The following is a 22,300-nucleotide window of genomic DNA, read 5'->3' as shown; positions in this document are numbered from 1 at the left end:
GGGAACCTAGCACGACCTGCAAAAAAGTTTTTATAGGCAGTTGTGAGGTTGAGCGTTGTTGCTTGCAAAACTTGGCTGTAACATTCAGACAACCAAAGTGTTTCTTCGGCTTTCTTGAGTTTTGGTAAAAAGGCATTGAGTGCTGACTGACCAAGGCTTTTACCCGTTTCTTTGTAAGTCTCAATTGACTTATTTAGAGCATAGTTCCACCACCATCTGGCACAGCCAAAGTGCTGAGACAGTATGGCTTGTTGCTCTAATGTTGGATAAAGTCGAACCTTGATAGCAGTATGCAGCATCTCATTACCTCCTTACTGTATTATACACATTCCAGTAAAACAGCTACAAAGATAAAGATTTGGAGATTTCCGTACCTACAATCTCCCTGCCTTTCATCCCACCGCTAAACTGGGTACAGTTATAGCGGGGGACAACAGGAGCGAGGAGTTAAGTGGGATTCCCGCTCGTCGGGATAGCTGCGCTTCACGCAAATTTACCAACACCTGCCGATCGAAGCCTATGGCTGACATTAATCGATGCTACGAAATCCTCGAAATTGAGCCTGGAACTTCCTTAGAAGAAATTAAGCGCGCTTACAGGGATTTAGCGTTTGTGTGGCATCCCGATCGGTTTGCCCACAACGATCGCCTGCAACAAAAAGCTCACCAAAGATTAACAGAAATTAATGAAGCTTACCAGGAGTTGGTGTTGTTTCTGAGTCAGCCTGAATCGAGGTCGATCGAACAACAGTTTCAGCAGCCACCACCGCCTGCGCCGGAAAAACCCCTGAGAAGGCGTTCTGCAAAATCAGCCGCCAGGCCTGGTCAAGAGCGCCGTCAAACCCGCCCAAAAGCCGCCTCCAAAAAATTTCTAACTCAAAAAACCTCTTCAAGAAAGAAACGATTTACCACTCACAGTCGCCCAGGGTGGCGGGGCACAAAGCAACCAGGGCGAAGCGTTGCGAGGAAAGCAGGGCGATCTCAAAACTATCGAAAGCTTACTTCGAGAAGGAAAACAGAATTTTCCACTCAATACTCAAAACCACGAATCCCGCCGAGGGAAGTGCGCCCATCTCAACAGTATTCAAGCTTCCCTTGGTGGCCGCTGGCAATCGCCGTGGTGAGTTACGCTTTGACCGGTTGGATTTTGACGAAATCAGCCGCCCCGCTGTGGATGTGGGCTTTAATCTGCGGTGCAGATTGGCTGTGGGCCGCGATTTTGCTGGCGGAGGGTTCGCCAACGCCTAGAGTGTGGCTGGCGGCGTTAGTTTTGGCTGGGGCGGTGGGGGGGTCGATCGCTGGTTTTCAGGCGGGAGGAATGGTAACAGGGGCTGCTTGGGCCGCAGTTGGGGCTGGTTTGGGGGCGATCGCCAGTTCCGAGGCCGAGTATCGGGCTGTGGCTGTTGTGTTGGCTGTAGGGGGAGTGGTGGCAGTGGTGGGATTGATGGCGGGAACGGTTTCTGGGAATTGGGTTAAGGCGTTGGTGACTGCCGCGTGTTGGGCGATTGTCGGCTTGACGTGCGGGCTGGTGGCGGAAGTAGGTGTGCATTCTGGCGGCCCCGTCGGGCTCCGAGGTGCGATCGGGCTGGGGATTGGGGCGTGGGCGGGGGTTTTTGCTGGGGCGGGTTCGGGGGAGATCGTCGAAGCCTTGGCTATCGCCGGATCTAAGACTGTTTATGGGGCTTGGGCTGGGATCGGCATTATTGCGGGAGTTGTGGCGCGGATGGTAGCTGCAGAAAGGTTGATCCACACTGGCAGCGGGCTTTATACGGTTATCCTGTTGGTGGCTACTTCCGGTTTTGGGCTGTGGCTGGGAACTTGGTTGGGCGATCGATTTTTTTGAATTAGTTCAGTTGTCAGTTGTCAGTGGGCAGTTGTCAACAGTCAACAGTTAACAGTCAACAGTTAACAGTTAACTGTCATGAGGATTGCAACCGGAATTGATGTAAATCCCAGCACTTATCGCTTTTCAGCAGCGCTTCAAACTCAGCGCTTGGCAAAGCTGGGCTGAAAAGATGGCCTTGAATTTCGTCGCATTCGTACTCGCACAAAAAATCAAGTTCTTGCTTATTTTCTACCCCCTCAGCCACCACCGTCATGTTCATGCAGTGTGCCATTTGAATAATCGCTATTGTGATCGCTGCATTTTGGCGATCGTCTGCAAGATCGCGAATAAAACTCTTGTCAATTTTGATCACATCAAACGGAAAGCGTTTTGGATAACTCAAAGAAGAATATCCCGTCCCAAAATCATCAATTGCTATCCTAATCCCCTGCTCTTTCCACACCGTAAAAGCTTTAGCTGCTGCAATTTCGTCTTGCAAAACCAGACTTTCCGTCAGTTCTAATTCCAAACACTTGGGATCGAGAGCGGTTTCTGTTAATATCTCCCTGACTCTTTCCGTGAAATTTTTGCGCTCGAATTGACGGGCTGACACGTTAACTGCGACTCGCAGGGGCGGTAAACCTGCTATTTGCCATGTTTTAGTTTGCCTGCAAGCAGTCTCTAATACCCATTCACCCAACGGCGCAATCAAGCCCATCTCTTCAGCCATTGGAATAAATTCCCCCGGAGAAACTCGCCCCCGTTCTGGATGATTCCAGCGCACCAAAGCTTCAGCACCAATAATTTTACCTGTTTTAATTGCTATTTGCGGCTGATAGTATATCTCAAATTCTGAGCTTTTTAAAGCATGGCGCAGGGAAGTTTCTTGAAGAATTGTATTGATGAAATAATTAGCATTTATGGGATTATAAAAATGATAATTATTGCCGCCTTTCTGCTGAGATTGATACATTGCTATATAAGCATTTTTCAGCATTTCATCTCCGTCGGTGCCGCCTCCAGGATACAAGCATATCCCGATACTAGCAGTGACATAGACTTCGCAATCTTTGACAATCATAGATTGGGATACAATATCTAAAATGTTTTGAGCAATCTTAGCCACATCCTGTTTTTCGGCCACTGGTTTAAGAATCAGCGCGAATTCTGCCGCTTCCAAACGAGCAACAATATTAATGTTTTCCATGCAGTTAGTTAGCCGCTGGGCGATGGTGCAAAGCACTGAGTCGCCGATATCGTGTCCCCAGGTAGTGTTAATGCGGTTGATTTTATCTAAGCTAAGCGTGATAACTGGAACGACTCCTGACAATTCTTTTTGACCATCTAATACTCGACTTAACTTTTCTCGCAAAAATGAACGATTCGGCAGGTTGGTCAAGCTGTCATACTGATGTCGGTAGAGTGCCAGTTGAATAGTTGTATGCAAGTTTTTTTCTTCAAATGGCTTGACAATATAGCCAAACGGTTTTGTACTATTGACTCGTCGCAAAGTAGTTTCATCGGCATAGGCTGTCAGATAAACTACCGGGATTTGAAATCGCAAGCGAATTTCTTCCGCTGCTGTAATGCCGTCGATTTCTCCTTGGAGGTTAACATCCATTAAAACTAAATCCGGGCGCAACTTTGCGGCAGATTCAATCGCTTCTTCTCCCGAATAGACCATCCCAGTTATTCTATATCCTAGAGATATCAAACTGTCGGAAATGTCTTCCGCAATGATGCTCTCGTCTTCAACTATCAGAATTTTTTTGTTGGACACTAAATTTTCTCCTTAGAGTGCAATTTTGGCTGAGAAAAGGTTATTCTAAAAGTCGTGCCAGCAGTTTCTAACAGTTCTATTTCCCCCCGGATTTGCTTGACTAAAGACCCCACAAGTCGCAAACCCAACGTTCGGGCTGTGCGATAATCTAAGTCTTGAGGAAAACCAATTCCGTTGTCACTCACGGTTAGCACGCAAAATCTGTTATTATCTAAAGTGAAATCTATGTTAATTTTACCTTTAAGTTGTCCTTTAAAGGCATATTTGAGGGCGTTTGTCACAAGCTCGTTGATAATTAACCCGCAAGGAACTGCCGTATCAATATTGAGAGAACACGGCGCAATATTTGTTTGCAAGTTGACGCCTTCTGCATGATTTTCATAAGCTTGGAATAAATTGTGGGCGAGATTTTGGATGTATTCAGCAAAGTCAATGTTTGACAAGTCTTTGGATTGATACAATTGTTCGTGAACCAGGGCCATTGATCTGACTCGGTTTTGACTTTCTTTTAACATTTCACTAACGCGGCTGTCTTGAATGTAGCGAGACTGAAGTTTCAGCAGGCTAGAAATAACTTGGAGGTTGTTTTTGACGCGGTGGTGAATTTCTTGGAGAAGGACTTCTTTTTCGGCGAGGGAGGCTTTGATTTGATCCTCATCCCGTTTGCGGTCTGTAATGTCGCGTACTACAGCTTGGAGAAATTTTTGTCCGTTAATTTCCATTGCGTTTAACAGAACTTCTGCAGAAAATTCTGAACCGTCGAGTCGTTGGTGTACCCAGTCAAATCGACAGCTACCTATGAGCATTGCTATGTTCATTTTCTGTGCAGCTAAACTGGCTGAATCTTGTCCGTTAGGCTGAAATGGCGGGGAAAATTCCCTCGGATGCTTGCCGTAAAATTCTTGTTTGTTGCTACAGCCAAATATTTTTAAGGTGGCGGGGTTGCAGTCAAAAAACTCATGTTCGTCAAGCAACATTACTGCGTCGCTGGTGGCTTCATAAAGGCTGCGAAATTTGTGTTCTGATTCTTGCAACGAGCAGATCAATTGGTTTTTGAGAGCTTCCGCACGCTTGCGATCGGTAATGTCTATTCCTACAGAAACTGCTGCGGTTCCCTGATGATATTTCTGAGCTACTATCAAATAGTTGCGGACGAAACCGTTAATTTCTATTTCTATTTCTTGGCAGGTTTGCTGAGATGAACTGTTAAAAAAAATTCGGATCAGTTCTCCGAAAGTCGAGCCTTTGTCGAGAAAGTTGATTTCTTGACCGACAAAGCTTTCAGGAGACAGGTTGAATGAGGTTGCTAAGTGCTGGTTGACTCCGATATACCGCAAATCGGAACTGATCCAAGAAATCAGTCCGGGTACGGCATCCAAAACGGCGCGAAGTTGGTCTGTAGCTTCTTTGAGTGCTTCTTCCGATCGCTTGCGATCGCTAATATCTGTCGCCGTTCCGCACAAGCCTAAAATAGCGCCGTTTTCAGCTTGGTTGACGATGCTGTTGACGCGCAGGTGGACGGGGGTACCGTCTTTGCGAAGGTGTACTGTTTCGTAAGGAGAATTAGCGCTTTGTGGCTGAATTTTGGTTCTCGCTAAAAGTTGGGCAAATATTTCTCTTGGTCTATTTTCTTGATCGGGAACTAAAAAATCGGTGAAGCGCCGTCCGATCATTTCTGGCGGTTCGTAACCGTAGATGCGTTTGGCGGCGGAATTGACAAAAGTCAAGAGGCCTTCAATATCGATCGACCAAATCAATTCTTGGGAGGTTTCTACGAGGTTGCGGTACTTTTTTTCGCTTTCGGCAAGTGCTGCATAGAAGACTGCCGTTTGCTGCTGAAGTCTGTCTTCTAATTCTTGATTTGCCGTTTCCAGAGTGGCGATGGACTGCTCGCGCTCGGTAATTTCAGTAGAAACACCCACTGCGCCGACAACTTCGCCGTTTCCATCTCGCAGGGCTGCCGATCGAATTTCGTGAATACAATGCCCCTGTCGGGCATTCCAATTGCGATCGTTTCCTGCTAATACCTCGGCAATATTTTCTAAGATATCTGGCTGGCTGCTGTAAACTTCAAAAATCGATCGCCCGACAGTTGCACCTGGTTTGAGTCCCAAATTTTCTAATCCTTTCCCTGCTGCAAGAGTTAACTTGCCTTCTCTGTCTGTTGCCCACAGGAAAACGGGGGCACAACTGACAGCGGCGTGAAGGGTTTCGTTGGCAAGTTTTAGCCGATCGATTTCTGCGTGAAGCAGATCCTGGGTGGTCTTTAATTCTACCGTTAGTCGATCGGCTTTTTGCTGCCAACTGGCAGCCGTATCGCACATTTCTACGAGATTGCGGGAACGACAGATGGATTGGTTGCAGTGTGACATGGTTACTCTAGGGCGCACTGTATATTTAACCCCAGCCTATCTTTTAAGCATAAACTTTTTAAGTCAAATATTACAATTAGCAGGAATACTCATCCAACCAAGATGCGATATATTAAAGCTAGTTTAAAGGATTCAGAAAATGCTCCTTGCTCAGGCTTTCTGGCAACAGTTCACAAATTGATAATAAGCTGAATAATGCCTGTAACTCAGTATTTTTACGGTAACTATTTGTAGTATTGCAAAAATAAATTCCGCAATTATCGGCTTGCACAATAACTGGGATTGTAAATTTATTATATTTGTTTGCGTAGATTCACGCACCGAGGAATCTGGAATCTGGAATTTGTAAATATAGCCAGCGCGCCCGACCGTTAGGACGCGCTTAGGATCCCGAATTAAATAACTTACAATTTTAATTGTTATTGTGGGTTGGGCGGCCCGCCCGTCCTTTTTGGACGGGCGGGACGCCCATCCCACAAACTTGTGGAAGTTATTTAATTCTCATTCCTTAATTGCACTTGTCCCATGCGTATCGCCTCTGCCTTCTTCCTTCTTCTTTCTGCCTTCTTCCTTTTTCCCTCTTCCCTCTTTCTTCCATCCGTTACATAATCCGTTGCCGAACTTCCTTCAATTAATTCCCCAAATTTTGACAGTTTTGTCGATACTGCCACTGATAATAGTTTCACCATCGCTGCTAAAAGTAAGACAAGTAACAGAGTTTTGATGTCCGCTGAGAGTATGAATATGTTCGCCGGTACTGGCATTCCAAAATTTGATATTACCATCGGCACTAGCACTGACAACAGTGAGTCCGTCGGGACTAAAGGCGATCGCATTTATCGAGTTAAAATGCCCGGCCAAAGTGATTGGACTATCTGGATTCGATAGCTGCCGCAGTTGAATATTTCTGTCCCAGCCGCCAGTAGCCAAAGTCTGCCCGTCTGGGCTGAAAGCCAGACAATTCGCGTAACCTTTAATTGTTTGAAAGCATTCTCTGCTGCGGAGGTTCCACAGCTTAATTGTACCGTCAGAACTGCTGCTAGCGAGAGTTTGTGCGATCGGGCTAAAAGCAAAACTAACAATTCCTGCTTTATGAGATCCCCAAGTTAAAAGACTGCCAAAAGTACAGATTAACTTTCCCGTCTCTAAATTCCAAATTTTGATAGTAGTATCTGCCGAACCGCTGGCGATAACTTGACTGTCGGGACTGATGACAATTGCGCTAATTTCCCCTTCATGTCCGAGGGAAGTATGCCGCAATTCTCCTCCTTGCCAAATTTCGATCGCGCGGTGTTTCGGAGTATTTCTGCTCCTCACAAAAACTTCGCTTTCTTGGCTAAGGACAAAAGTTTCTTGAGCGCGGGGATACTTGTCAACAGTATAGAGTATTTCTCCTGTCTCTACATCGCAAATTCTAATTATTTTCCCGTGCAAACTAGCCGTGCGATCACCTCCGGGACTAATCGCAATATTTGTCCCAGTTTTGACAGTGCGGATGCAGTCAAAAAGCTTGTAAGGCACGAAGGCTTTTAAAGCTTGGCGCACTAGAGGTTCTGTCCTCGATCGCAAAATTAAATACGCAACTCGCTGCACTTCTGCTGCGGGGTCAAGCAGCGCCTCAATTGCTAAATTTAAACCAGCGCCTCCGTATTTAGGAGTATCTTTAACAGCGGCAATCCGCGACTCGATACTAGGGCTGTTGAAGCGCTGCTTGACTCCGGCGATGCCTCCCAAAACTGCGCCTGCGATCGGGATTTGACTTTGGCCGCCGAGGACGGCATCATATTCTCTGGGTTGGTTAGAATTGTCGGTCATCATAGGATTTTAGATTTTAGATTTTAGATTTTAGATTGAATAATTTGAGGATTGAAGAAAGCGAACTCACCGACAAATCGGGGGGAATTGTTATCGGATACTAGGTTGTTAATCTCTGCAGACATGAATCCGGGGGCTTGTACCCTGGCTGCTTTCGGTGACGCTCAAACCTCGTTTAAGAGCGCAACTTATAACTTATTGACTGTTGCAGTTTATAGTATTATAATCAAATCAGCGTTTCACACAAAAATCCGAAAGTGATATGTCACACTTCACAACGATTAAGGTTCAGATCAAAAACGGCGAACTGCTACATCAAGTGTTGGAAGAGTTGGGTTATCAAGTAGAGTGCAATGTGCAGGTGCGGGGTTATCGCGGTGACAAAACTAATGCGGAGTACGTGATTCGGCAATCCAACGGTTACGATTTGGGTTTTCGTCGCAGCGGAGAGGATTACGAATTGGTGGCGGATTTTTGGGGCGCTCGAATTAAGCAACAGGATTTTGTCAATTTAATTAGTCAAAAATACGCGCGGAAAAGTTTGATGGCGGCGGTGCAGTCAGAGGGTTTTAATGTTGAAGAAGAGGAAACTTTGGCAGATGGAACGCTGAGAGTTGTAGTGGGTAGATGGGTTTAAGACTCGCCCTGGATTAACTCGTTTTTACCTATCAAGAGGAATCACCATGTGGCGATCGGCGATCGTACTAATTATCCTCGCGCTTGTAGTTGGCATTGTTGGCGCGATCGCCCTTGGAGCATACCGCTGGCATCTCGGTACCAAGGAACTGCGAGCAAATCTGGAATCTGGGCGCTTGCCGATTAAACCTCTGACATTTGATGCGCGGGAAATCGCCGATTTACCCCAGCCAGTGCAGCGCTACTTTGGCGCGGTGCTCAAGGATGGACAACCGCTAATTGCAACAGCGCGGGTTTCCCACGAAGGCACGTTTAACATGAGCGAAACCGCAGAAAAATGGAGCGCCTTTACCTCAACTCAACTGGTAATTACTCAGCGCCCTGGCTTTGACTGGGAGGGGCGAATTGCCATGATGCCCGGTATCAATGCGTTTGTTCATGATGCCTACATTTCTGGCGAAGGCATCCTCCATGCAGCGCTGCTGGGTCTGGTGACTCTGGCGGATATCCGCGGCACTCCAGAAGCTGCCCAAGGGGAACTGATGCGCTTTTTCGCGGAGGCTGCTTGGTATCCGACGAGACTGCTGCCGAGTCAGGGTGTTCGCTGGGAGGCGATCGACAATTCTTCGGCCAGAGCAACGCTACAGGATGGCGACACCGCTGTTTCCCTCGATTTCCGCTTTGATGAAGCAGGGCTAATCGCCACTGTCCGCGCCGATGCCCGCGCCCGTACAGTTAACGGCGGGCTGCTGTTTGCGCCCTGGCAAGGCCGTTTCTGGGACTACGAACTGCGAGACGGTATGCGGATTCCCCTCTCCGGTGAGGTGGCGTGGCAACTGCCTGATGGCTCGCTATTGCCCTACTGGCGCGGCCGCATCACGAATATTGCCTATGAGTTTGCACGATGATTCTAGTTTGTGTTGTGAAGTGGCTTTGCGATTGTTAGATGAGTACGATCGCCAGTGGATCGATTCTGTACGAGTTAAGATAGATGCTGCTGTTGCCATGTGCGAACATACTCCGTCGATTGATGGCGAAACCTTTATTGCAGGGATTTGCGATCAACGTTTCCCAAAATAGCTTGTAGGCTGGGTTGTTACTTTCATCGCAAGATGGAGGCAATTTCATTCTTGTTCTTCATCGATCGAATCAGATTCATTCGCCGCCTTATTGTCACTATTTGACTCTTCAACTGTGCTGGTATTTTGATGGATATTTTCCGATAAACCCGCCTGTTTTAACAAGTGTTTGAGTAACCCAACTTTTAAAGATTTATTACCGTGAATTGGCACAGAAATTCGGATTGAGCTTCCCGCTTTCCCGTGGATGTGGTGACTGCCTTGAACTCTTAATAATATCCAGTCATTACGTTCTAGCAGCTTGGCTAACTCTTTGCCAGACATGGAGTTCATATCGCAATCTCCATAATTTTGTCTCGCTCATTTGTCTCGATAGATTCAATATCTACACTAAGGCAACCTTCGATTGCTTCATAGAGGTTTTGCAGCAGTTCCTCGAAGGTTTCTCCCTCTGTTGCACAGCCCGGAATAGCAGGAACTTCTGCCCAGTATCCGCCTTCTTCTGCTTCGTGAATAATAATTTTGATTTTCAATTGATTCTCCTAATTTATTCTCAAAACTTACCTCTTCATTACTGTAGCAGACTTTACTCCTCGAAGTCCACCTGCTTAACCTGCTCTAAATGTATATCTAGCGCTTCTGCAATTTGTTCGTCGCTCAAGCCAAACTGCCGTAATTTATCAATTGTTTCAATCTTAGTTTGATTTTTGCTTTCCTCCTGCAAGTCGGGAGTTTCCGGCTGACTTTTATCTGGGGTAGAAGTAGAGGGATTAGGGCAATTATTGACGTAGCTAATTCTGTTATTTTGAAAATTATTATTTTTGCCAAGATTTATATTCTGATTTATCTGCCTTTCTAGGACGGATTCAAGATTACTTTTTTTAACGGGTTCCCCAAACACTTCAGATAACATTTGCAAAAGCTCGTGGCTGGCTTTCTTAACGTGCTGGGAACTATAACCATAAGTTTCTGCAACGTCAGCATATTTTTTATTTTTCAGTATTCCCGCGATAATCTTCCGCTGCAAGTTGTTTAGATGTTTGCCGGTCTTGGCGCAGACAGCTTCATCGACAAATTGCAATATCTGAGGACTGTCCATAGGTGGGATGGTGAGATAGGTATGGTTACTATACCAAACTTTTTCCAACTTTTTCCAACTTTTTGAGCTTCGCATCCCAATTTTAGGAAGTTCCAACTTTTTCCAACTTTTTTGGCTTTACAGGGTTGGTGCGATCGGTCTACTGTAGGAACAGTGTTTTAATATTCAATCTCAAAGTGTAACTCTGTAAGTCGCCCAAAAATCTGCTACTTCACGATTTTGTAGGATTTGGGTAGAGTCTGTGAGCAATATACATTTAGCGAGTAAACAGTATTGATGCAACCAAATTTTTTGACTGACTCACGTCTAAGCCAACAGCCATTATTTGAGTTAAAAAATGTTACATTTAGCTATGCTAACAGCCAGAATCAGCTTTTAGATAATGTTTCATTAAGCTTGTTTCCGGGTGAGAATATTGGTCTGATTGGAGAAAATGGCTGCGGTAAATCTACAATTATCAAACTATTGCTAGGATTATGCTTTCCTAACAACGGAACAGTAAATTTATTTGGAAGGAAAGTTTTATGGGGCAATAATTACCCCCAGCTAGGCTACATAGGTGATCCCTCTTATTACCCTGGAGAGTTAGGCTTGCCAACGGGGATTTTAGTTAAAGAGCTTGTGCAAATTTTTAAGTCTCTATCCCAGCAAGAAAAGGAGCTAAAAGACTTATCTTACCGGGAAATTGAAGAACGGCTACAGATTCCTAGCTTTTATGAATCTGATGTTAGCAAGCTATCCAAAGGACAACGGATTAGACTGATGGCATTTTTAGCTTTGGCTAAGAAACCACAGTTGTTAATTGCAGATGAAGCAACAGAAGGATTAGACAAAGAAGGTAAAAAAATTGTATTGTCAGAAGTTCAACGACTTGCTAATTGTCATCAAGCAGGGATTTTATGGATTTCTCACCGACGGGATGAAGTCGCTAGGTTAACCGATAAAGTTTATGAGCTATTTCAAGGTAAACTACATGAACAAGAGCGTCAAGGTTTTGATTGTCAAATAGAGACTGATTCTATTAACGCCGAGGCTAAAAAATATTTAAATCTCTCGAAAGATGGGGCGTTTCAAGCTTTGGAAGAAATTTTTACAGATTCATCAATCCATAAATTCCAGATGACAGGGGTTCTCCAAAAGAGGGAAAGTTTATGATCGATTTAAACAAGGCATGGGTGATGGTTAAGCCAGAAATAATAAAATTGCTCAAGTCATATCATTTGCTAATTTTATTAGTAGGAGGAATAATTATTGCAACATTGCCTTTTAGTTGGGATGGAGAACAACTAACATTTTTTAATATCCCTTTAGAGGTATATCAGGGAGCCAGAGAAACAGTCTATATAAATCTTCTCCATGAATTGTTTTCATGGGCTTGGATTTGTATAGCCTTTTATGTATTTTCTGGGTTACTGTTACCCTTGGGAGATAGTTTTTCTGTAAGCCAGTTACTCTGGTTGCGGCTTACTCCTTGCTCTCCTTGGGAAATTGCTGCTGCTAGAGCAATCAGGGTAATTGCTTATGGAGTTTGGCTTGGTGCTTTAGCGCTAATTTGGGTGTTAGTAACTTCCCTATATCATCATATTTACCCTGCCAATTTACTTTTAGATGTTTTGGGTTTAGTTAGTTATATCATATTCGCCGGAGGTATGATTGCACTCTTAGATTTTGACCTAGCATTTGACTACTTTTCAAAAATGGTAATCGCCGTTGTTGCTTTATTTTTTCCGTCTCTGCTAGACTTGGTAAAATTAGGTATAGATAACTTAATAGATGCTCAATATGCTAGATTTTTTCCTTTCACGCATCCCTTTGCTAGAGTTACGTCAGAGAATTTATATCATTTTGGAGTAGCAGGTCTTTTAGGCTTGTTTTTCCTCGGCTTCCATATATTCAGTAAACTGAAATATCGAACAGTAAAAAACTAGGCTATTGAGATAATCACATTACAAGGAGCTAATTATCATGCAATACAAAAAACAGAGAAAAACACGTTGGTGGCTCATCCTTCTATTTATCCCTCTGCTAGTTGGATGTAACCCTGTTACTGAGCAATTAGTGAGATTAGGTATTTATGTAGGAGATGTTTTAATTCATTCATTTGTAGGTATATCTATAGAATCTGTTAGTGATTATATTTCTGATCAATTAGGATATGATTTATCACCTCAATATGTAATTGCCGATCCTGATAATCCCTTGAAAGGAACTTCCTCAAAGGATTTGAAATTCACGGGAGAGACTGCAAACTGTCAATATAGATATACTCTAAAAAAACCTAGAATGGTTAGGACATCAATTGATGAAATTTGGAAACCTATATCAGAGGCGCAAGAGAGAATAAAGAAGAGTTTTGATGAAAATTGTTGAAATGTAAAAAAGTAAAATTTCCTCTCCAATCCAGAGTATTTAACCACACAGGAGGCAATAAACATGAAAAAGACGCTTTTTAAAATTCTTAGTGTAGGAGTTATGGTTTTGAGTGTCTTGTTGTTCGCATTTGGCTGTATAAAGTTAGCCCGCGCTCAAGAACCGCAAAAAGCTCCAATCATAGAAAGTGGGATTCCTGGTGTTGAAGTAGTGCAGCCTTTGCCAATAAATACTAACCAGGCTCAATATATTATTGGAAGTTCTCTAGCAATGCTAGGGTTAGGAGTTGCAGGGTTTGTGGTTTCTTCAAGAATAACTGAAGTAAGTCACAATAATCAAAACAAGAAGAATAGAGAAACGACTCCTGACACTGTTACTGTTAATCTTAGCCCCGACGCCTCACCAAAACCAGTGCAAGAAACTGCCAGACAGGAAAAAGATGTTCCTATAGTTGCTGTGGAAGGCCATCCTGGGACTGTTACCATAAATCTTAGCCCCGAAGACTCAGCAAAAATTTTTGAAAAAGCTGCCAATCAAGGAAAAGATATTTCTATTCTTCCTGATGTTTCTATTGTTACTGGGGAAGGCAACCTTGGTACTATTACTGTCAATCTTAGCCCCAAAGACTCAGCAAAAATTTTTAAAAAAGCGACAAACCAAGGAAAAGATATTTCTATTCTTGCTTATGAATTATTAGTCAAAATCTTGGACGGGGAAGCAGAAGACTAGGCTAAGTTTCTAAGAATCATTATTATAGCAATTTTTGGGCTTTGTATGTTTTTAGCGATCGCCCTTACCAGACAAAAGTGCGATCGCCCGCAACTACCAAATCGTTTCAACATTAGGAATATCATACCGCCGCGCGATCGCATCTTAGTTTCGATCGCGCGGCAATTGCTCGATCGCCTGGATGATGCAACTATCAGTCAAACAACCGGACTCACTATTGAGGATGTGCGGAATTTGCGATCTGCTCGAAATTAGAGCCAAGTTATCCACCTGCTTTCAGCCACCCAAAAACCTGCTCCACTGTAAAATCTAATGTTAAGAAACTTGGCACGGGCAACCGATCTTGTCCCGTTAACTCAACTGGTTCTCGTCCGGGAATAAATGCTAAAATAAACCGTTCCTCTGGATCGACTAACCATCCGAGCTGAGTCCCGTATTTCAAACAGTGTAAAATATTACTAATCACCTTAGTTGCTTTCTGGTCTGGGGATAAAATTTCTACTGTCCAGTCGGGATGAATTTCAAAGGAATTCGGAACTTCGCCATCCGCTTCAAAAGTGATTCTATCCCAAGCAAATACTGTAGCATCAGGTACAATAGAACGCCCGCCAAAAGTACAGCGCAATTCGGGAAAAGCAAGAGCAATTCGTTCTGCTTCCGCAACTAGATTAACAGCGTTGCAAAACTTGAGTTGCAAACGAGAATGTTTGCCTTGAGGCATACTCTTTTGGTGAATGCGTCCGTTAATAAATTCACTCGCAGGTTGAGTTTCCGGTAGTTTGAGGAAAGCTTCGAGAGTGAGAGAAATGGGAAGTGCTGCTGTCATCGCTTTGAATTCGGTGTCATTGCCACTCTGCCATAATTTTATCATTAACTCTATTCTGTGTTTGTAGATCGATCGACCTCACCCTCACCCTCATCCTCCAAAATCTCACCCAAATAGCGCTGCACAAACTCCCGCGCTGCATCTATATCGAGCAACTTTAACGCCACAACCATCTTCACCAGCGTGTCTCCCGTTGGATCTATCAACTCATTAAACCAACGATAGACAACAGAACTTCGCACACCCATTGCGATCGCCAATTTGTTTTGGCTAATGCCATAGGTGTTGAGCACATCTCTCAAAACTTGACCAGCTTTTCCCATACACCCCTTATATTTGGGAATCGTGCGATCGCCCTTTCCCCAAAAACCCCTACCTCAAAAACAACTTATAAGCCGGATTCTGACTCTCATCCCCATACTGATAGCCCAGCGTATCCAAAAAAGCCTGCCATTCCTGCATCTCATCGGGTGGCACCTGAATTCCCACCACAATTCGCCCGTAATCTGCGCCGTTATTTCGATAGTGAAAAACGCTGATATTCCAGTTAGGACTCATCGAACCGACAAACTTCATCAACGCACCGGGACGTTCGGGAAATTCAAAGCGATAAAACAATTCATGATCGGCCAGCATCGAACGCCCACCCACCATGTGCCGCACGTGCAATTTCGTTAATTCATCATCAGTTAAATCCAAAGTTTTGAAGCCACAATCTTCAAAACTTGCCGCTATCTTCACCGCATCGGCACGGTTTTGAATTTGTACGCCGATAAAAATATGTGCCTCTTTCTCATCCGCAATTCGATAGCTAAATTCAGTTAAATTGCGTTTGCCCAGACATTCGCAAAACCTGCGGAGACTTCCCGGTTGTTCGGGAATTGTGACTGCAAAAATCGCTTCGCGACGTTCGCCAAACTCGGCTCTTTCTGCTACAAAGCGCAGCCGATCGAAATTCATGTTCGCGCCGCAAGCAACAGCAACTAACGTTTCTCCTGCGATTTGTTCCCGTTCGACGTAAGCTTTCGCACCTGCGATCGCCAAAGCGCCAGCAGGTTCTAAGATCGATCGCGTATCTTCAAAAACATCCTTAATCGCCGCGCAAACATCATCCGTATCCACCAAAATAATCTCATCCACATACTCCTGACACAACCGAAAAGTTTCCTCCCCCACTTCCCGCACAGCAACGCCGTCAGCAAATAAACCCACCTGCGACAAACGCACCCGTTTACCCGCTTTCAGCGATTGATTCATTGCATCGGAATCCACAGGTTCGACGCCAATAATCTTAATTTCCGGCCGCAACCGCTTGACATAGGCCGCAATTCCCGAAATCAATCCACCGCCACCAATTGCCACAAAAATCGCGTGAATTGGTTTTTGATGTTGCCGCAGAATTTCCATGCCGATCGTACCCTGTCCAGCAATCACGTAGGGGTCATCAAAAGGGTGAATAAAAGTCATACCTTTTTCCGCCTCTAATTGACGCGCAAAAGCGTAAGCATCATCGTAAGCATCCCCATGCAAGACTACCTCTCCACCACGGGCTATCACCGCATTTACCTTCACCTGCGGCGTCGTTACGGGCATGACTATAATCGCGCGAGTTCCCAGGTGGCGGGCGGCGAGGGCGACTCCTTGGGCGTGGTTGCCGGCGGAAGCTGCAATGACACCTTGTGCTAGCAAATCCGGCGACAGTTGCGCCATTTTGTTGTACGCACCTCGCAGTTTGAAGGAAAACACCGACTGCATATCCTCTCGCTTCAGCAAAAGTTTATTGTTGAGCCGTGCTGATAGATTCGGGGCGCATTCTAGGGCTGTTTCTTGAGCAACATCGTAGACGCGGGCGGTGAGGATTTGTACTAGGTAATCGCAAAGCATGGGGTTAGCAGGTTGGTTGATGCCGGATGGTGGGATAATTGTACGGCACTTGTGTTAGTATTTTGCGGGGAATTGGCGATCGAATAGCTGCAAGCTTCACTAACGGGCGATCGCAAGTTTTCAATAATAACTTTTCGCTTTGGGAACATAAGGAGCCTGAAGACTATGAATAATATTTCGTTTTTGCCGTTTACCCCGGTTATAAAATCCAGTTTGTGAGCGTATTAGTCCGTAATCCTTGATTTAGCTAAACAGACGGGAATCCCCACACGCTTGTCGCTTCGATTAGTGTGGGATGAAAGGCGCGGTAGGCGGGTGGATGACTCGTTAAACAAACTCTTTGTTTAACGAGTCTATTTTGTACTTCAATATACTTTACTCATGCACTTGACAGTAAATAAAGTATTCGGGTACAGTAACACTAATTGATATGTACCGACCACGCCCAAGGAATGAGAAGCTCTTACCAATATCGATTACGTCCAACAAAGTTACAAGCCATTGAAATCGACAGATGGCTGTCAATGTTATGCGCTCAATACAATTACTTGTTGGCTGATAGATTCAATTGGTACGAGCAAAACCGTTCTGCCATCAATGCGTGTCGGCTAGTTTGCCATTTACCCGAACTGCGGGATAATCCAGAATATTACAGTCAGAAAAAAACGTTACCTCAACTCAAGAAAACTCATCCTTGGTATGCCGAGATTTACTCTCAAGTTCTTCAAGATGTAGTTAAGCGAGTTAAGGTATCTTTTGATCGTTTCCTAAAAGGTGATAGCAACGGAAAGCGTAGTGGCAGACCTCGATTTAAACCACGCAGTCGTTATCGCACGTTCACTTATCCTCAAGTTAAAGACGGTTGTTTACAAAATAACTTAATTAACTTGCCGATGCTTGGAAAAGTTAAGGTTGTTTTACACCGTTCCATACCTAATGGATTCAAAATCAAAACCGTCTCTATCACTAAAAAGGCTGATGGGTACTATCTTACGCTCTCCCTAGAAGATTCAACAGTTCCTACGATTAAACCAGATTTTAATCCTCAAAAGATTACTGGAATTGATGTTGGGCTAAAGAATTTCTTGACAACCTCTGAGGGCGAAACAGTTGCAATTCCTCAACATTACCGCAAAGCCGGGAAACGTCTGCGAACTATTCAGAAGCGAGTATCGCGTCGTAAAAAAGGTAGCAACCGGAGACAGAAAGCAGTTAAGCAACTGGGAAAATGTCACAAGAAAGTAGCAGAGAAGCGTAAAGACTTTCATTTTAAGACGGCTAACGAGCTGTTGAAAAAATATGATGTTGTTGCGGTTGAAAATTTGAATATTAAAGGACTGGCTCGTACAAAATTAGCTAAATCTGTGTTGGATGCTGGGTGGTCAAGCTTTCTGTCGATTCTAACAAATAAAGCCGTAAATGCTGGTTTGTTGGTAATCCCAGTAAGTGCCTACAATACTTCACAAGATTGCTCTAGTTGTGGCGAAAAAGTACCAAAAAAGCTGCATATTCGTTGGCATGACTGCCCTCACTGTGGGTGTAGTCTAGACCGCGATCATAATGCAGCAATAGGAATCAAAAATAGGGCGGTGGGTCATCCCGTGCTTAAAGCTCAGTCAATGTCCGAAGCAATAGCTGGAGTCACTGAGAAGCCTACACCATACTGTACTAAGTTGGTGTAGGAGTATGTCACTATGTAAATTCATGAACGTACAAATTACAGATTTGCGTGCTGACGACGAGCCAAAAATTCAACAGGTAGCTAGATTAATAGTTGAAGGTTTTAAAGAGCATTGGCCCGATGCTTGGCCCGATCTAAAATCTGCTTTGCAAGAAGTGCAAGAATCTTTAGCAGCCGATCGCATCAGTCGAATTGCTGTCGGGGACAGCAATCAAGTTTTGGGATGGATTGGCGGGATTAAACAGTATGACGGTAATGTTTGGGAACTGCACCCGCTGGTAGTGGGAACAGAATTTCGCGGACAAGGAATTGGTCGATCGCTCGTAGCTGATTTAGCAACAGAAGCTAAAAACCGGGGAGGGCTAGTGCTGTGGGTGGGTACCGACGACGAAGACAATCAAACCACTCTTTCAGGCATCAATCTTTATCCTAACGTTTGGGAACACATCGCCAAAATTAGAAATTTGCGCGGTCATCCCTACGAATTTTATCAAAAAATGGGTTTTGCGATCGTGGGAGTGATGCCCGACGCGAACGGAATTGGCAAGCCCGATATTTTCATGGCAAAGCGGCTGTAAAGTTTAAGCTGTTGAGCATTTAAATAGAATGTCAACAAACAATTCGGTGTCTTGTGGGGTGGGCGTCTCGCCCGCCCTGAATATGAAATTTAAATGCGTGACAGCTTAATGTTGGTTCTAAATTTACTGACTGGTGGCTTGCCAATTCAACACTTAGCAAAATTAGTTGTTGAAAGTTTCCCAGAAAATCGGTCTAGTCTGGACGTGCGAACCCCGTTCGAGGGTCGCTAATAAACAAACCCAGAACTAACGAATCCATCACCGTATCCCAGACAGGAGTCAAACGTTCAGCATCGTCAACCCAGTAATCAAAAGTAATCAAACACTGAACATTAGAACCCAATCCAATACAGATTCGCGAAAAAGCTTCCCGCTGTTCTGGAGGATCGATAAACTTAAATTCAGTCCAAACAATGCGGGCAGTTTGCCGCTTCAATTGGATAATGTCCCCAGGAGCGATCGGATTTCGGGTATCATCTTCAACCACCTTCTGTAATAGCGGCACCAGCGGAAAATCTGCCCAGTTATTAGGTGGTAGCAAATTAAACGAAACCTCCAAACAACAATCATCATCCGGCGGCTTTTTATCCGTAAATCGGAACGACTTAGTATCCGGTTCAAAATGCCAATCTTCCGGCACATCAAAGCGGACTGCACCTCTTCCTGCTACAAAAATTCGAGTTCCAGGCTTTGACTTCCAATTGTGGTTTTCTTTGAGTTCTAAAGTTTCCTTGAGCCATTCTTGCTTTTTGCGCTTAGACATAAACAGAACACCAAATTGCTGCTAATGTGTAGTTTTAGACCTTGCAAACACATTTTAACTCTATTTTGCTCGCGGTTTGCTCAAATATAACAATCCTTACAAAAATTATGAATTCCTCTCTTCTCTATACCTCTGTGTTCTCTGCGCCTCTGCGGTAAAAAATAATTTCTTTGACAATTGGCTAACTTTTATTTTTCACTCTTGGGAATCACATACCTAATTCCCCCTTTATTCCCAGCCGCATCGCCCTTGTAACGGGGGATAACATGAATAGCCGCGTGACTGCGACTTTGACCAGCCTGTTTATTAATATTGATTCCCACATTAAAACCGTCAGGCTGAAACTCTTTACTTAACATCTCTTGTACCTTATTAGCCATAAACCAGCAAGCCGATTGCTCTCGAAACGGCAGTTCAAAATAATTAGCAACGTGACGTTTGGGGATGATTAAAACATGACCTTTGCTGGCGGGATAACCGTCAAACATCGCAAAAGCTGTTGCTGATTCAGTTAGCAAAATTAGGTTTTTATACGGATTGCAGAATATGCAGTTATTAGTGGAATTTCTTTGATGGTTGTAATGCACGTATTTGTAAATTTCGCAAGACTCATCTAGGTGAACTGGCTTAAATGGAAGTTTGACAATGCACTGATATGTAGGTTTTTTGTGGACATAATGTTCTCGAAATCCTTCTTTTTTGATATCCCTTCTCACCGCAAAATACGCATTCCCTCCCGGTTTCAACAGGTGCGACACTTCCATCAGGACATTAGCTTGTTCTTCAGGAAACAAAACATTCAAAACATAAAAACAAATGATTGTGTCGAATTTATCTTCGGGGAATTCCGGGAAATAATAAGGGTCATAACCCGTAATATCGAAGCCTTTTTGCTGCAACAATCTAACATCGCTGCCCAAGCCGCACCCAAAATCTAAAACTTTGCCTTGCAGCAAGTTTTTATCTAATAAAAATCTTGCCGGAAATGACAAAAAAATTCTTTCGATGGCCGTCAGGTGGCTGAATTTATTTTGTTGCTTTTTCATGGCCGCATAAATTTGATTTAAATAAATATTCTTCCCTCCGCGCACCATTCGGACGAGAGTTTGTGTAGTACCGATTTCAAGATCCGAATGTTATCTAAAAATTTTATCATTATTGCAGTTTGGCGATCGCCCCTTTTTCCACCAACACCTTACCAGTCACCAAATCCCGCACCGTCGCCAACAAAACTCGCTTCTCATCCACCTCAAAACTCACCGAAACCCTGTCAATTCCCAATACCCCAGGCGGGTTCAAATGCGCTACGCAAACCTGCTGGTGGTGGCTGTCCAAAGAGCGAAAATCCGTCTGTTTGTTGAGCCAACTGCTCGTCATTTGCCCTTTTTCGTTAAAAATAACCTCCGCTTGCGATACCTCTGCCACTTCCCCAATATCTAACCTAATTTCCCTTTGCCCTTCAATTGCCACTTGCAGCGTCAACTCTTCGGAACTTTGACAGGGATACTTCATTTCCTTGCTAAATATCGGCGAATAAGCATAAGCTTTAGCATAAGGTTCCCAGAGGCGAATTGCATAGCTGTGGCGCAAATAATCGTCAACACTCGCTAATTGTGTCAACGCTAAAGCACCGTGCGCCACCGCTTCAAACGGCTTGTCTTTTTGGACTTTTTGCCGCCCAAAATACGAAACCACTAAATTAGATACAGCCGGGATTAAAGAAGTTCCTCCTACCAGCAAAACCTGTTCGATATCTGCTTTGCCGATACCTTTTCCCTGTGCAATACTCAGCACTTCATCTAAACTTTCCCGCAACTGTTCTAACAACTGCCTAGATTCCAGAATTTCTTCAAGCTTGTCTCGGTTTAGCTGCAAGTCGTAAGACATAAAATTTTCATCGTCAAACCAGCTTTCCTTCGCCTCATTAACTTGAGAAAGTTGAATTTTTAATTTTTCCGCTATTTCTAATAAGTTTTGCCAGCCAATTGGGCCGACTTCTGCGCGCGACGAACCAATTTGCCGCAAATAATCTTCGACAATCCAGATGTCAATATCTTCGCCGCCTACATAAGCATCGGATTTTGCCAATACTTCGGCACGTACCCCCCCCAGCCCCCCCTTGGTAAGGGGGGGAGCAAGATTTGTCCCCGCGTTGCTAAGGGGGGAATCGAGATTTCTCCCCCCCTTGGTAAGGGGGGAAGCGAGATTTCTCCCCCCCTTGGTAAGGGGGGGTAAGGGGGGGGTTAGAGCAGTGCGAACTAAACTTAAATCTAAAGTTCCCCCACCAAAATCAACTACTAAAACTAGAGAACCGGGGCGTTTTACTGCATATCCCAGGGCGGCCGCGGTGGATTCATCTATTACCTGAACTTCCGCAACTCCCAAACTTTCTCCTAAGTCGCGAAACCAATCTAGATATCGCTCAAATGCTCCGACTGGTACTGTAAAAATTACTTTGTCGGGCTGTATATTTTGTAAATATAATTGTTTCCAAATACTTGTGATAAACTGTTCTGCTACTAATTCTGGTGTGTAGGTTTCGCTGTCGATATTGCGGGGCGGTGGCTGAAAGTCGGCGGCTAAATTGCGTTTAAAAGCTTTAAAAAAACGGTCGGGCTGGGATTGCCCCAAACGCTGCGATCGCACTTTTTCTCCCAGCACCAACTCTTCGGCATTTTTCACAAAGACTAAAGTCGGCACTACAGAGATTTCTCGAACATCTCCGCTCAAACTATTAGTTTTGAAAATCCGGGAGATATCGCCCAATCTCAAAGTTTCTGGTGTTTGCGTATCCGGGTTGAGAATGCAGACAACTGTGTTGCTGGTGCCGAAGTCAATGGCAACTGTAGTCATGGTGATTTAAA

At 44.3% G+C, this 22,300-nt stretch carries 24 protein-coding genes and 1 pseudogene; 11 read left to right on the top strand and 14 right to left on the bottom strand.

The genetic code is table 11. From position 1 onward, the window contains the following. Positions 1 to 299: transposase (locus QT987_RS20630; protein ID WP_333243677.1), on the bottom strand; the 299-nt coding region annotated here is incomplete at its 3' end. 220 nt (positions 300 to 519) lie between these two features. On the opposite strand from QT987_RS20630, the gene QT987_RS20625 reads away from it, so the two are divergent. Beyond that, positions 520 to 1,842, top strand: a complete 1,323-nt coding sequence (locus tag QT987_RS20625) for a J domain-containing protein (RefSeq protein WP_333243674.1) — start codon at positions 520 to 522, stop codon at positions 1,840 to 1,842. 76 nt (positions 1,843 to 1,918) lie between these two features. On the opposite strand, the gene QT987_RS20620 is transcribed toward QT987_RS20625, so the two are convergent. The 3 genes from QT987_RS20620 to QT987_RS20610 all read right to left on the bottom strand — a co-directional run bounded on the left by QT987_RS20620 (position 1,919) and on the right by QT987_RS20610 (position 7,794). Further along, a complete protein-coding gene (locus QT987_RS20620) occupies positions 1,919 to 3,604 on the bottom strand; it encodes an EAL domain-containing protein (protein ID WP_333243671.1) in 1,686 nt (561 codons plus the stop codon). Then, positions 3,604 to 5,976 carry a PAS domain S-box protein gene (locus QT987_RS20615; protein WP_333243668.1) on the bottom strand — a complete coding sequence of 791 codons (2,373 nt, stop codon included), beginning with the start codon at positions 5,974 to 5,976 and terminating at the stop codon, positions 3,604 to 3,606. The genes QT987_RS20620 and QT987_RS20615 overlap by 1 nt, the downstream gene beginning before the upstream one ends. Positions 5,977 to 6,603: 627 nt before the next feature. Then, positions 6,604 to 7,794, bottom strand: a complete 1,191-nt coding sequence (locus QT987_RS20610) for a WD40 repeat domain-containing protein (protein ID WP_333243665.1) — start codon at positions 7,792 to 7,794, stop codon at positions 6,604 to 6,606. 259 nt (positions 7,795 to 8,053) lie between these two features. Here QT987_RS20610 and QT987_RS20605 point away from each other — a divergent pair, with 259 nt between their 5' ends. The 3 genes from QT987_RS20605 to QT987_RS20595 are packed head-to-tail and all read left to right on the top strand — an operon-like array spanning position 8,054 to position 9,507. Further along, positions 8,054 to 8,428 carry a DUF1257 domain-containing protein gene (locus QT987_RS20605; protein WP_333243662.1) on the top strand — a complete coding sequence of 125 codons (375 nt, stop codon included), beginning with the start codon at positions 8,054 to 8,056 and terminating at the stop codon, positions 8,426 to 8,428. 46 nt (positions 8,429 to 8,474) lie between these two features. Then, positions 8,475 to 9,335, top strand: coding sequence for a DUF6920 family protein (locus tag QT987_RS20600; RefSeq protein ID WP_333243659.1), 861 nt, complete (start codon positions 8,475 to 8,477; stop codon positions 9,333 to 9,335). Further along, entirely contained in the window at positions 9,319 to 9,507 is a 189-nt protein-coding gene (locus tag QT987_RS20595) for a hypothetical protein (RefSeq protein ID WP_333243656.1), read from the top strand. The genes QT987_RS20600 and QT987_RS20595 overlap by 17 nt, the downstream gene beginning before the upstream one ends. A 44-nt stretch (positions 9,508 to 9,551) precedes the next feature. Here the strand turns inward: QT987_RS20595 and QT987_RS20590 are convergent, their stop codons facing one another. Genes QT987_RS20590 through QT987_RS20580 form a run of 3 tightly spaced genes read right to left on the bottom strand, consistent with a single transcriptional unit; the run spans position 9,552 to position 10,605 of the window. Continuing rightward, positions 9,552 to 9,839, bottom strand: a complete 288-nt coding sequence (locus QT987_RS20590; protein ID WP_333243652.1) for a type II toxin-antitoxin system HicA family toxin — start codon at positions 9,837 to 9,839, stop codon at positions 9,552 to 9,554. Further along, entirely contained in the window at positions 9,836 to 10,039 is a 204-nt protein-coding gene (locus QT987_RS20585; protein ID WP_332960085.1) for a type II toxin-antitoxin system HicB family antitoxin, read from the bottom strand. Before QT987_RS20585 ends, QT987_RS20590 begins: the two co-directional genes overlap by 4 nt. Before the next feature lie 53 nt (positions 10,040 to 10,092). After that, the gene (locus QT987_RS20580; RefSeq protein WP_333243681.1) at positions 10,093 to 10,605 is read right to left on the bottom strand and encodes a hypothetical protein; all 513 of its coding nucleotides are present in this window, start codon (positions 10,603 to 10,605) and stop codon (positions 10,093 to 10,095) included. 276 nt (positions 10,606 to 10,881) lie between these two features. Here QT987_RS20580 and QT987_RS20575 point away from each other — a divergent pair, with 276 nt between their 5' ends. The 5 genes and pseudogenes from QT987_RS20575 to QT987_RS30000 form a co-directional block, all read left to right on the top strand. After that, positions 10,882 to 11,760 carry an ABC transporter ATP-binding protein gene (locus QT987_RS20575; protein WP_333243649.1) on the top strand — a complete coding sequence of 293 codons (879 nt, stop codon included), beginning with the start codon at positions 10,882 to 10,884 and terminating at the stop codon, positions 11,758 to 11,760. Next, positions 11,757 to 12,533, top strand: coding sequence for a hypothetical protein (locus tag QT987_RS20570; protein ID WP_333243647.1), 777 nt, complete (start codon positions 11,757 to 11,759; stop codon positions 12,531 to 12,533). The genes QT987_RS20575 and QT987_RS20570 overlap by 4 nt, the downstream gene beginning before the upstream one ends. Positions 12,534 to 12,570: 37 nt before the next feature. After that, positions 12,571 to 12,975 (top strand): hypothetical protein, encoded by a 405-nt coding sequence (locus QT987_RS20565; RefSeq protein WP_333243644.1) that lies wholly within the window; start codon positions 12,571 to 12,573, stop codon positions 12,973 to 12,975. 63 nt (positions 12,976 to 13,038) lie between these two features. Beyond that, the gene (locus tag QT987_RS20560) at positions 13,039 to 13,704 is read left to right on the top strand and encodes a hypothetical protein (protein ID WP_333243641.1); all 666 of its coding nucleotides are present in this window, start codon (positions 13,039 to 13,041) and stop codon (positions 13,702 to 13,704) included. A 147-nt stretch (positions 13,705 to 13,851) separates the two neighbouring features. After that, positions 13,852 to 13,959, top strand: a pseudogene (locus QT987_RS30000) (Rpn family recombination-promoting nuclease/putative transposase); the annotation flags it as partial. Positions 13,960 to 13,966: 7 nt separating this feature from the next. Here QT987_RS30000 and QT987_RS20550 read toward each other — a convergent pair. The 4 genes from QT987_RS20550 to QT987_RS20535 are packed head-to-tail and all read right to left on the bottom strand — an operon-like array spanning position 13,967 to position 16,563. Next, positions 13,967 to 14,575 (bottom strand): Uma2 family endonuclease, encoded by a 609-nt coding sequence (locus tag QT987_RS20550; protein ID WP_333243635.1) that lies wholly within the window; start codon positions 14,573 to 14,575, stop codon positions 13,967 to 13,969. 5 nt (positions 14,576 to 14,580) lie between these two features. After that, the gene (locus QT987_RS20545) at positions 14,581 to 14,853 is read right to left on the bottom strand and encodes a helix-turn-helix transcriptional regulator (protein WP_333243632.1); all 273 of its coding nucleotides are present in this window, start codon (positions 14,851 to 14,853) and stop codon (positions 14,581 to 14,583) included. A gap of 49 nt (positions 14,854 to 14,902) precedes the next feature. Further along, the gene (gene ilvA / locus QT987_RS20540; protein ID WP_333243629.1) at positions 14,903 to 16,414 is read right to left on the bottom strand and encodes a threonine ammonia-lyase, biosynthetic; all 1,512 of its coding nucleotides are present in this window, start codon (positions 16,412 to 16,414) and stop codon (positions 14,903 to 14,905) included. Then, a complete protein-coding gene (locus QT987_RS20535; protein WP_333243625.1) occupies positions 16,396 to 16,563 on the bottom strand; it encodes a hypothetical protein in 168 nt (55 codons plus the stop codon). The genes ilvA and QT987_RS20535 overlap by 19 nt, the downstream gene beginning before the upstream one ends. 303 nt (positions 16,564 to 16,866) lie before the next feature. Between QT987_RS20535 and QT987_RS20530 the strand changes: the two genes are divergently transcribed. Beyond that, the gene (locus QT987_RS20530; RefSeq protein ID WP_333243622.1) at positions 16,867 to 18,096 is read left to right on the top strand and encodes a transposase; all 1,230 of its coding nucleotides are present in this window, start codon (positions 16,867 to 16,869) and stop codon (positions 18,094 to 18,096) included. A 22-nt stretch (positions 18,097 to 18,118) separates the two neighbouring features. Beyond that, positions 18,119 to 18,673: a GNAT family N-acetyltransferase gene (locus QT987_RS20525; RefSeq protein ID WP_333243619.1), complete on the top strand. Its 555-nt coding sequence runs from the start codon at positions 18,119 to 18,121 to the stop codon at positions 18,671 to 18,673. Positions 18,674 to 18,866: 193 nt separating this feature from the next. On the opposite strand, the gene QT987_RS20520 is transcribed toward QT987_RS20525, so the two are convergent. The 3 genes from QT987_RS20520 to QT987_RS20510 all read right to left on the bottom strand — a co-directional run bounded on the left by QT987_RS20520 (position 18,867) and on the right by QT987_RS20510 (position 22,289). Next, entirely contained in the window at positions 18,867 to 19,436 is a 570-nt protein-coding gene (locus QT987_RS20520) for a hypothetical protein (RefSeq protein ID WP_333243616.1), read from the bottom strand. Between the two features lie 188 nt (positions 19,437 to 19,624). Continuing rightward, positions 19,625 to 20,482, bottom strand: coding sequence for a bifunctional class I SAM-dependent methyltransferase/HIT family protein (locus tag QT987_RS20515; protein WP_333243613.1), 858 nt, complete (start codon positions 20,480 to 20,482; stop codon positions 19,625 to 19,627). Between the two features lie 109 nt (positions 20,483 to 20,591). Further along, on the bottom strand, positions 20,592 to 22,289 hold the full coding sequence (locus tag QT987_RS20510) for an Hsp70 family protein (RefSeq protein WP_333243610.1): 1,698 nt from the start codon (positions 22,287 to 22,289) through the stop codon (positions 20,592 to 20,594). Between the last annotated feature and the right edge of the window lie 11 nt (positions 22,290 to 22,300).

It is taken from the genome of Microcoleus sp. SVA1B4 (genome assembly GCF_036700545.1).
Classification (GTDB): domain Bacteria; phylum Cyanobacteriota; class Cyanobacteriia; order Cyanobacteriales; family Microcoleaceae; genus Microcoleus.
Note: the sequence above shows the minus strand (reverse complement) of the source record. Positions and strands in the feature narration are given on the sequence as shown.

Bases quoted from the DNA above. Each gene is read 5' to 3' on its own strand.
- QT987_RS20625 (WP_333243674.1), top strand. From the start codon at position 520: ATGGCTGACATTAATCGATGCTACGAAATCCTCGAAATTGAGCCTGGA.
- QT987_RS20615 (WP_333243668.1), bottom strand. From the start codon at position 5,976: ATGTCACACTGCAACCAATCCATCTGTCGTTCCCGCAATCTCGTAGAA.
- QT987_RS20610 (WP_333243665.1), bottom strand. From the start codon at position 7,794: ATGATGACCGACAATTCTAACCAACCCAGAGAATATGATGCCGTCCTC.
- QT987_RS20605 (WP_333243662.1), top strand. From the start codon at position 8,054: ATGTCACACTTCACAACGATTAAGGTTCAGATCAAAAACGGCGAACTG.
- QT987_RS20600 (WP_333243659.1), top strand. From the start codon at position 8,475: ATGTGGCGATCGGCGATCGTACTAATTATCCTCGCGCTTGTAGTTGGC.
- QT987_RS20595 (WP_333243656.1), top strand. From the start codon at position 9,319: ATGAGTTTGCACGATGATTCTAGTTTGTGTTGTGAAGTGGCTTTGCGA.
- QT987_RS20590 (WP_333243652.1), bottom strand. From the start codon at position 9,839: ATGAACTCCATGTCTGGCAAAGAGTTAGCCAAGCTGCTAGAACGTAAT.
- QT987_RS20580 (WP_333243681.1), bottom strand. From the start codon at position 10,605: ATGGACAGTCCTCAGATATTGCAATTTGTCGATGAAGCTGTCTGCGCC.
- QT987_RS20575 (WP_333243649.1), top strand. From the start codon at position 10,882: ATGCAACCAAATTTTTTGACTGACTCACGTCTAAGCCAACAGCCATTA.
- QT987_RS20570 (WP_333243647.1), top strand. From the start codon at position 11,757: ATGATCGATTTAAACAAGGCATGGGTGATGGTTAAGCCAGAAATAATA.
- QT987_RS20565 (WP_333243644.1), top strand. From the start codon at position 12,571: ATGCAATACAAAAAACAGAGAAAAACACGTTGGTGGCTCATCCTTCTA.
- QT987_RS20560 (WP_333243641.1), top strand. From the start codon at position 13,039: ATGAAAAAGACGCTTTTTAAAATTCTTAGTGTAGGAGTTATGGTTTTG.
- QT987_RS20550 (WP_333243635.1), bottom strand. From the start codon at position 14,575: ATGATAAAATTATGGCAGAGTGGCAATGACACCGAATTCAAAGCGATG.
- QT987_RS20545 (WP_333243632.1), bottom strand. From the start codon at position 14,853: ATGGGAAAAGCTGGTCAAGTTTTGAGAGATGTGCTCAACACCTATGGC.
- ilvA (WP_333243629.1), bottom strand. From the start codon at position 16,414: ATGCTTTGCGATTACCTAGTACAAATCCTCACCGCCCGCGTCTACGAT.
- QT987_RS20535 (WP_333243625.1), bottom strand. From the start codon at position 16,563: ATGTTCCCAAAGCGAAAAGTTATTATTGAAAACTTGCGATCGCCCGTT.
- QT987_RS20530 (WP_333243622.1), top strand. From the start codon at position 16,867: ATGAGAAGCTCTTACCAATATCGATTACGTCCAACAAAGTTACAAGCC.
- QT987_RS20525 (WP_333243619.1), top strand. From the start codon at position 18,119: ATGAACGTACAAATTACAGATTTGCGTGCTGACGACGAGCCAAAAATT.
- QT987_RS20520 (WP_333243616.1), bottom strand. From the start codon at position 19,436: ATGTCTAAGCGCAAAAAGCAAGAATGGCTCAAGGAAACTTTAGAACTC.
- QT987_RS20515 (WP_333243613.1), bottom strand. From the start codon at position 20,482: ATGAAAAAGCAACAAAATAAATTCAGCCACCTGACGGCCATCGAAAGA.
- QT987_RS20510 (WP_333243610.1), bottom strand. From the start codon at position 22,289: ATGACTACAGTTGCCATTGACTTCGGCACCAGCAACACAGTTGTCTGC.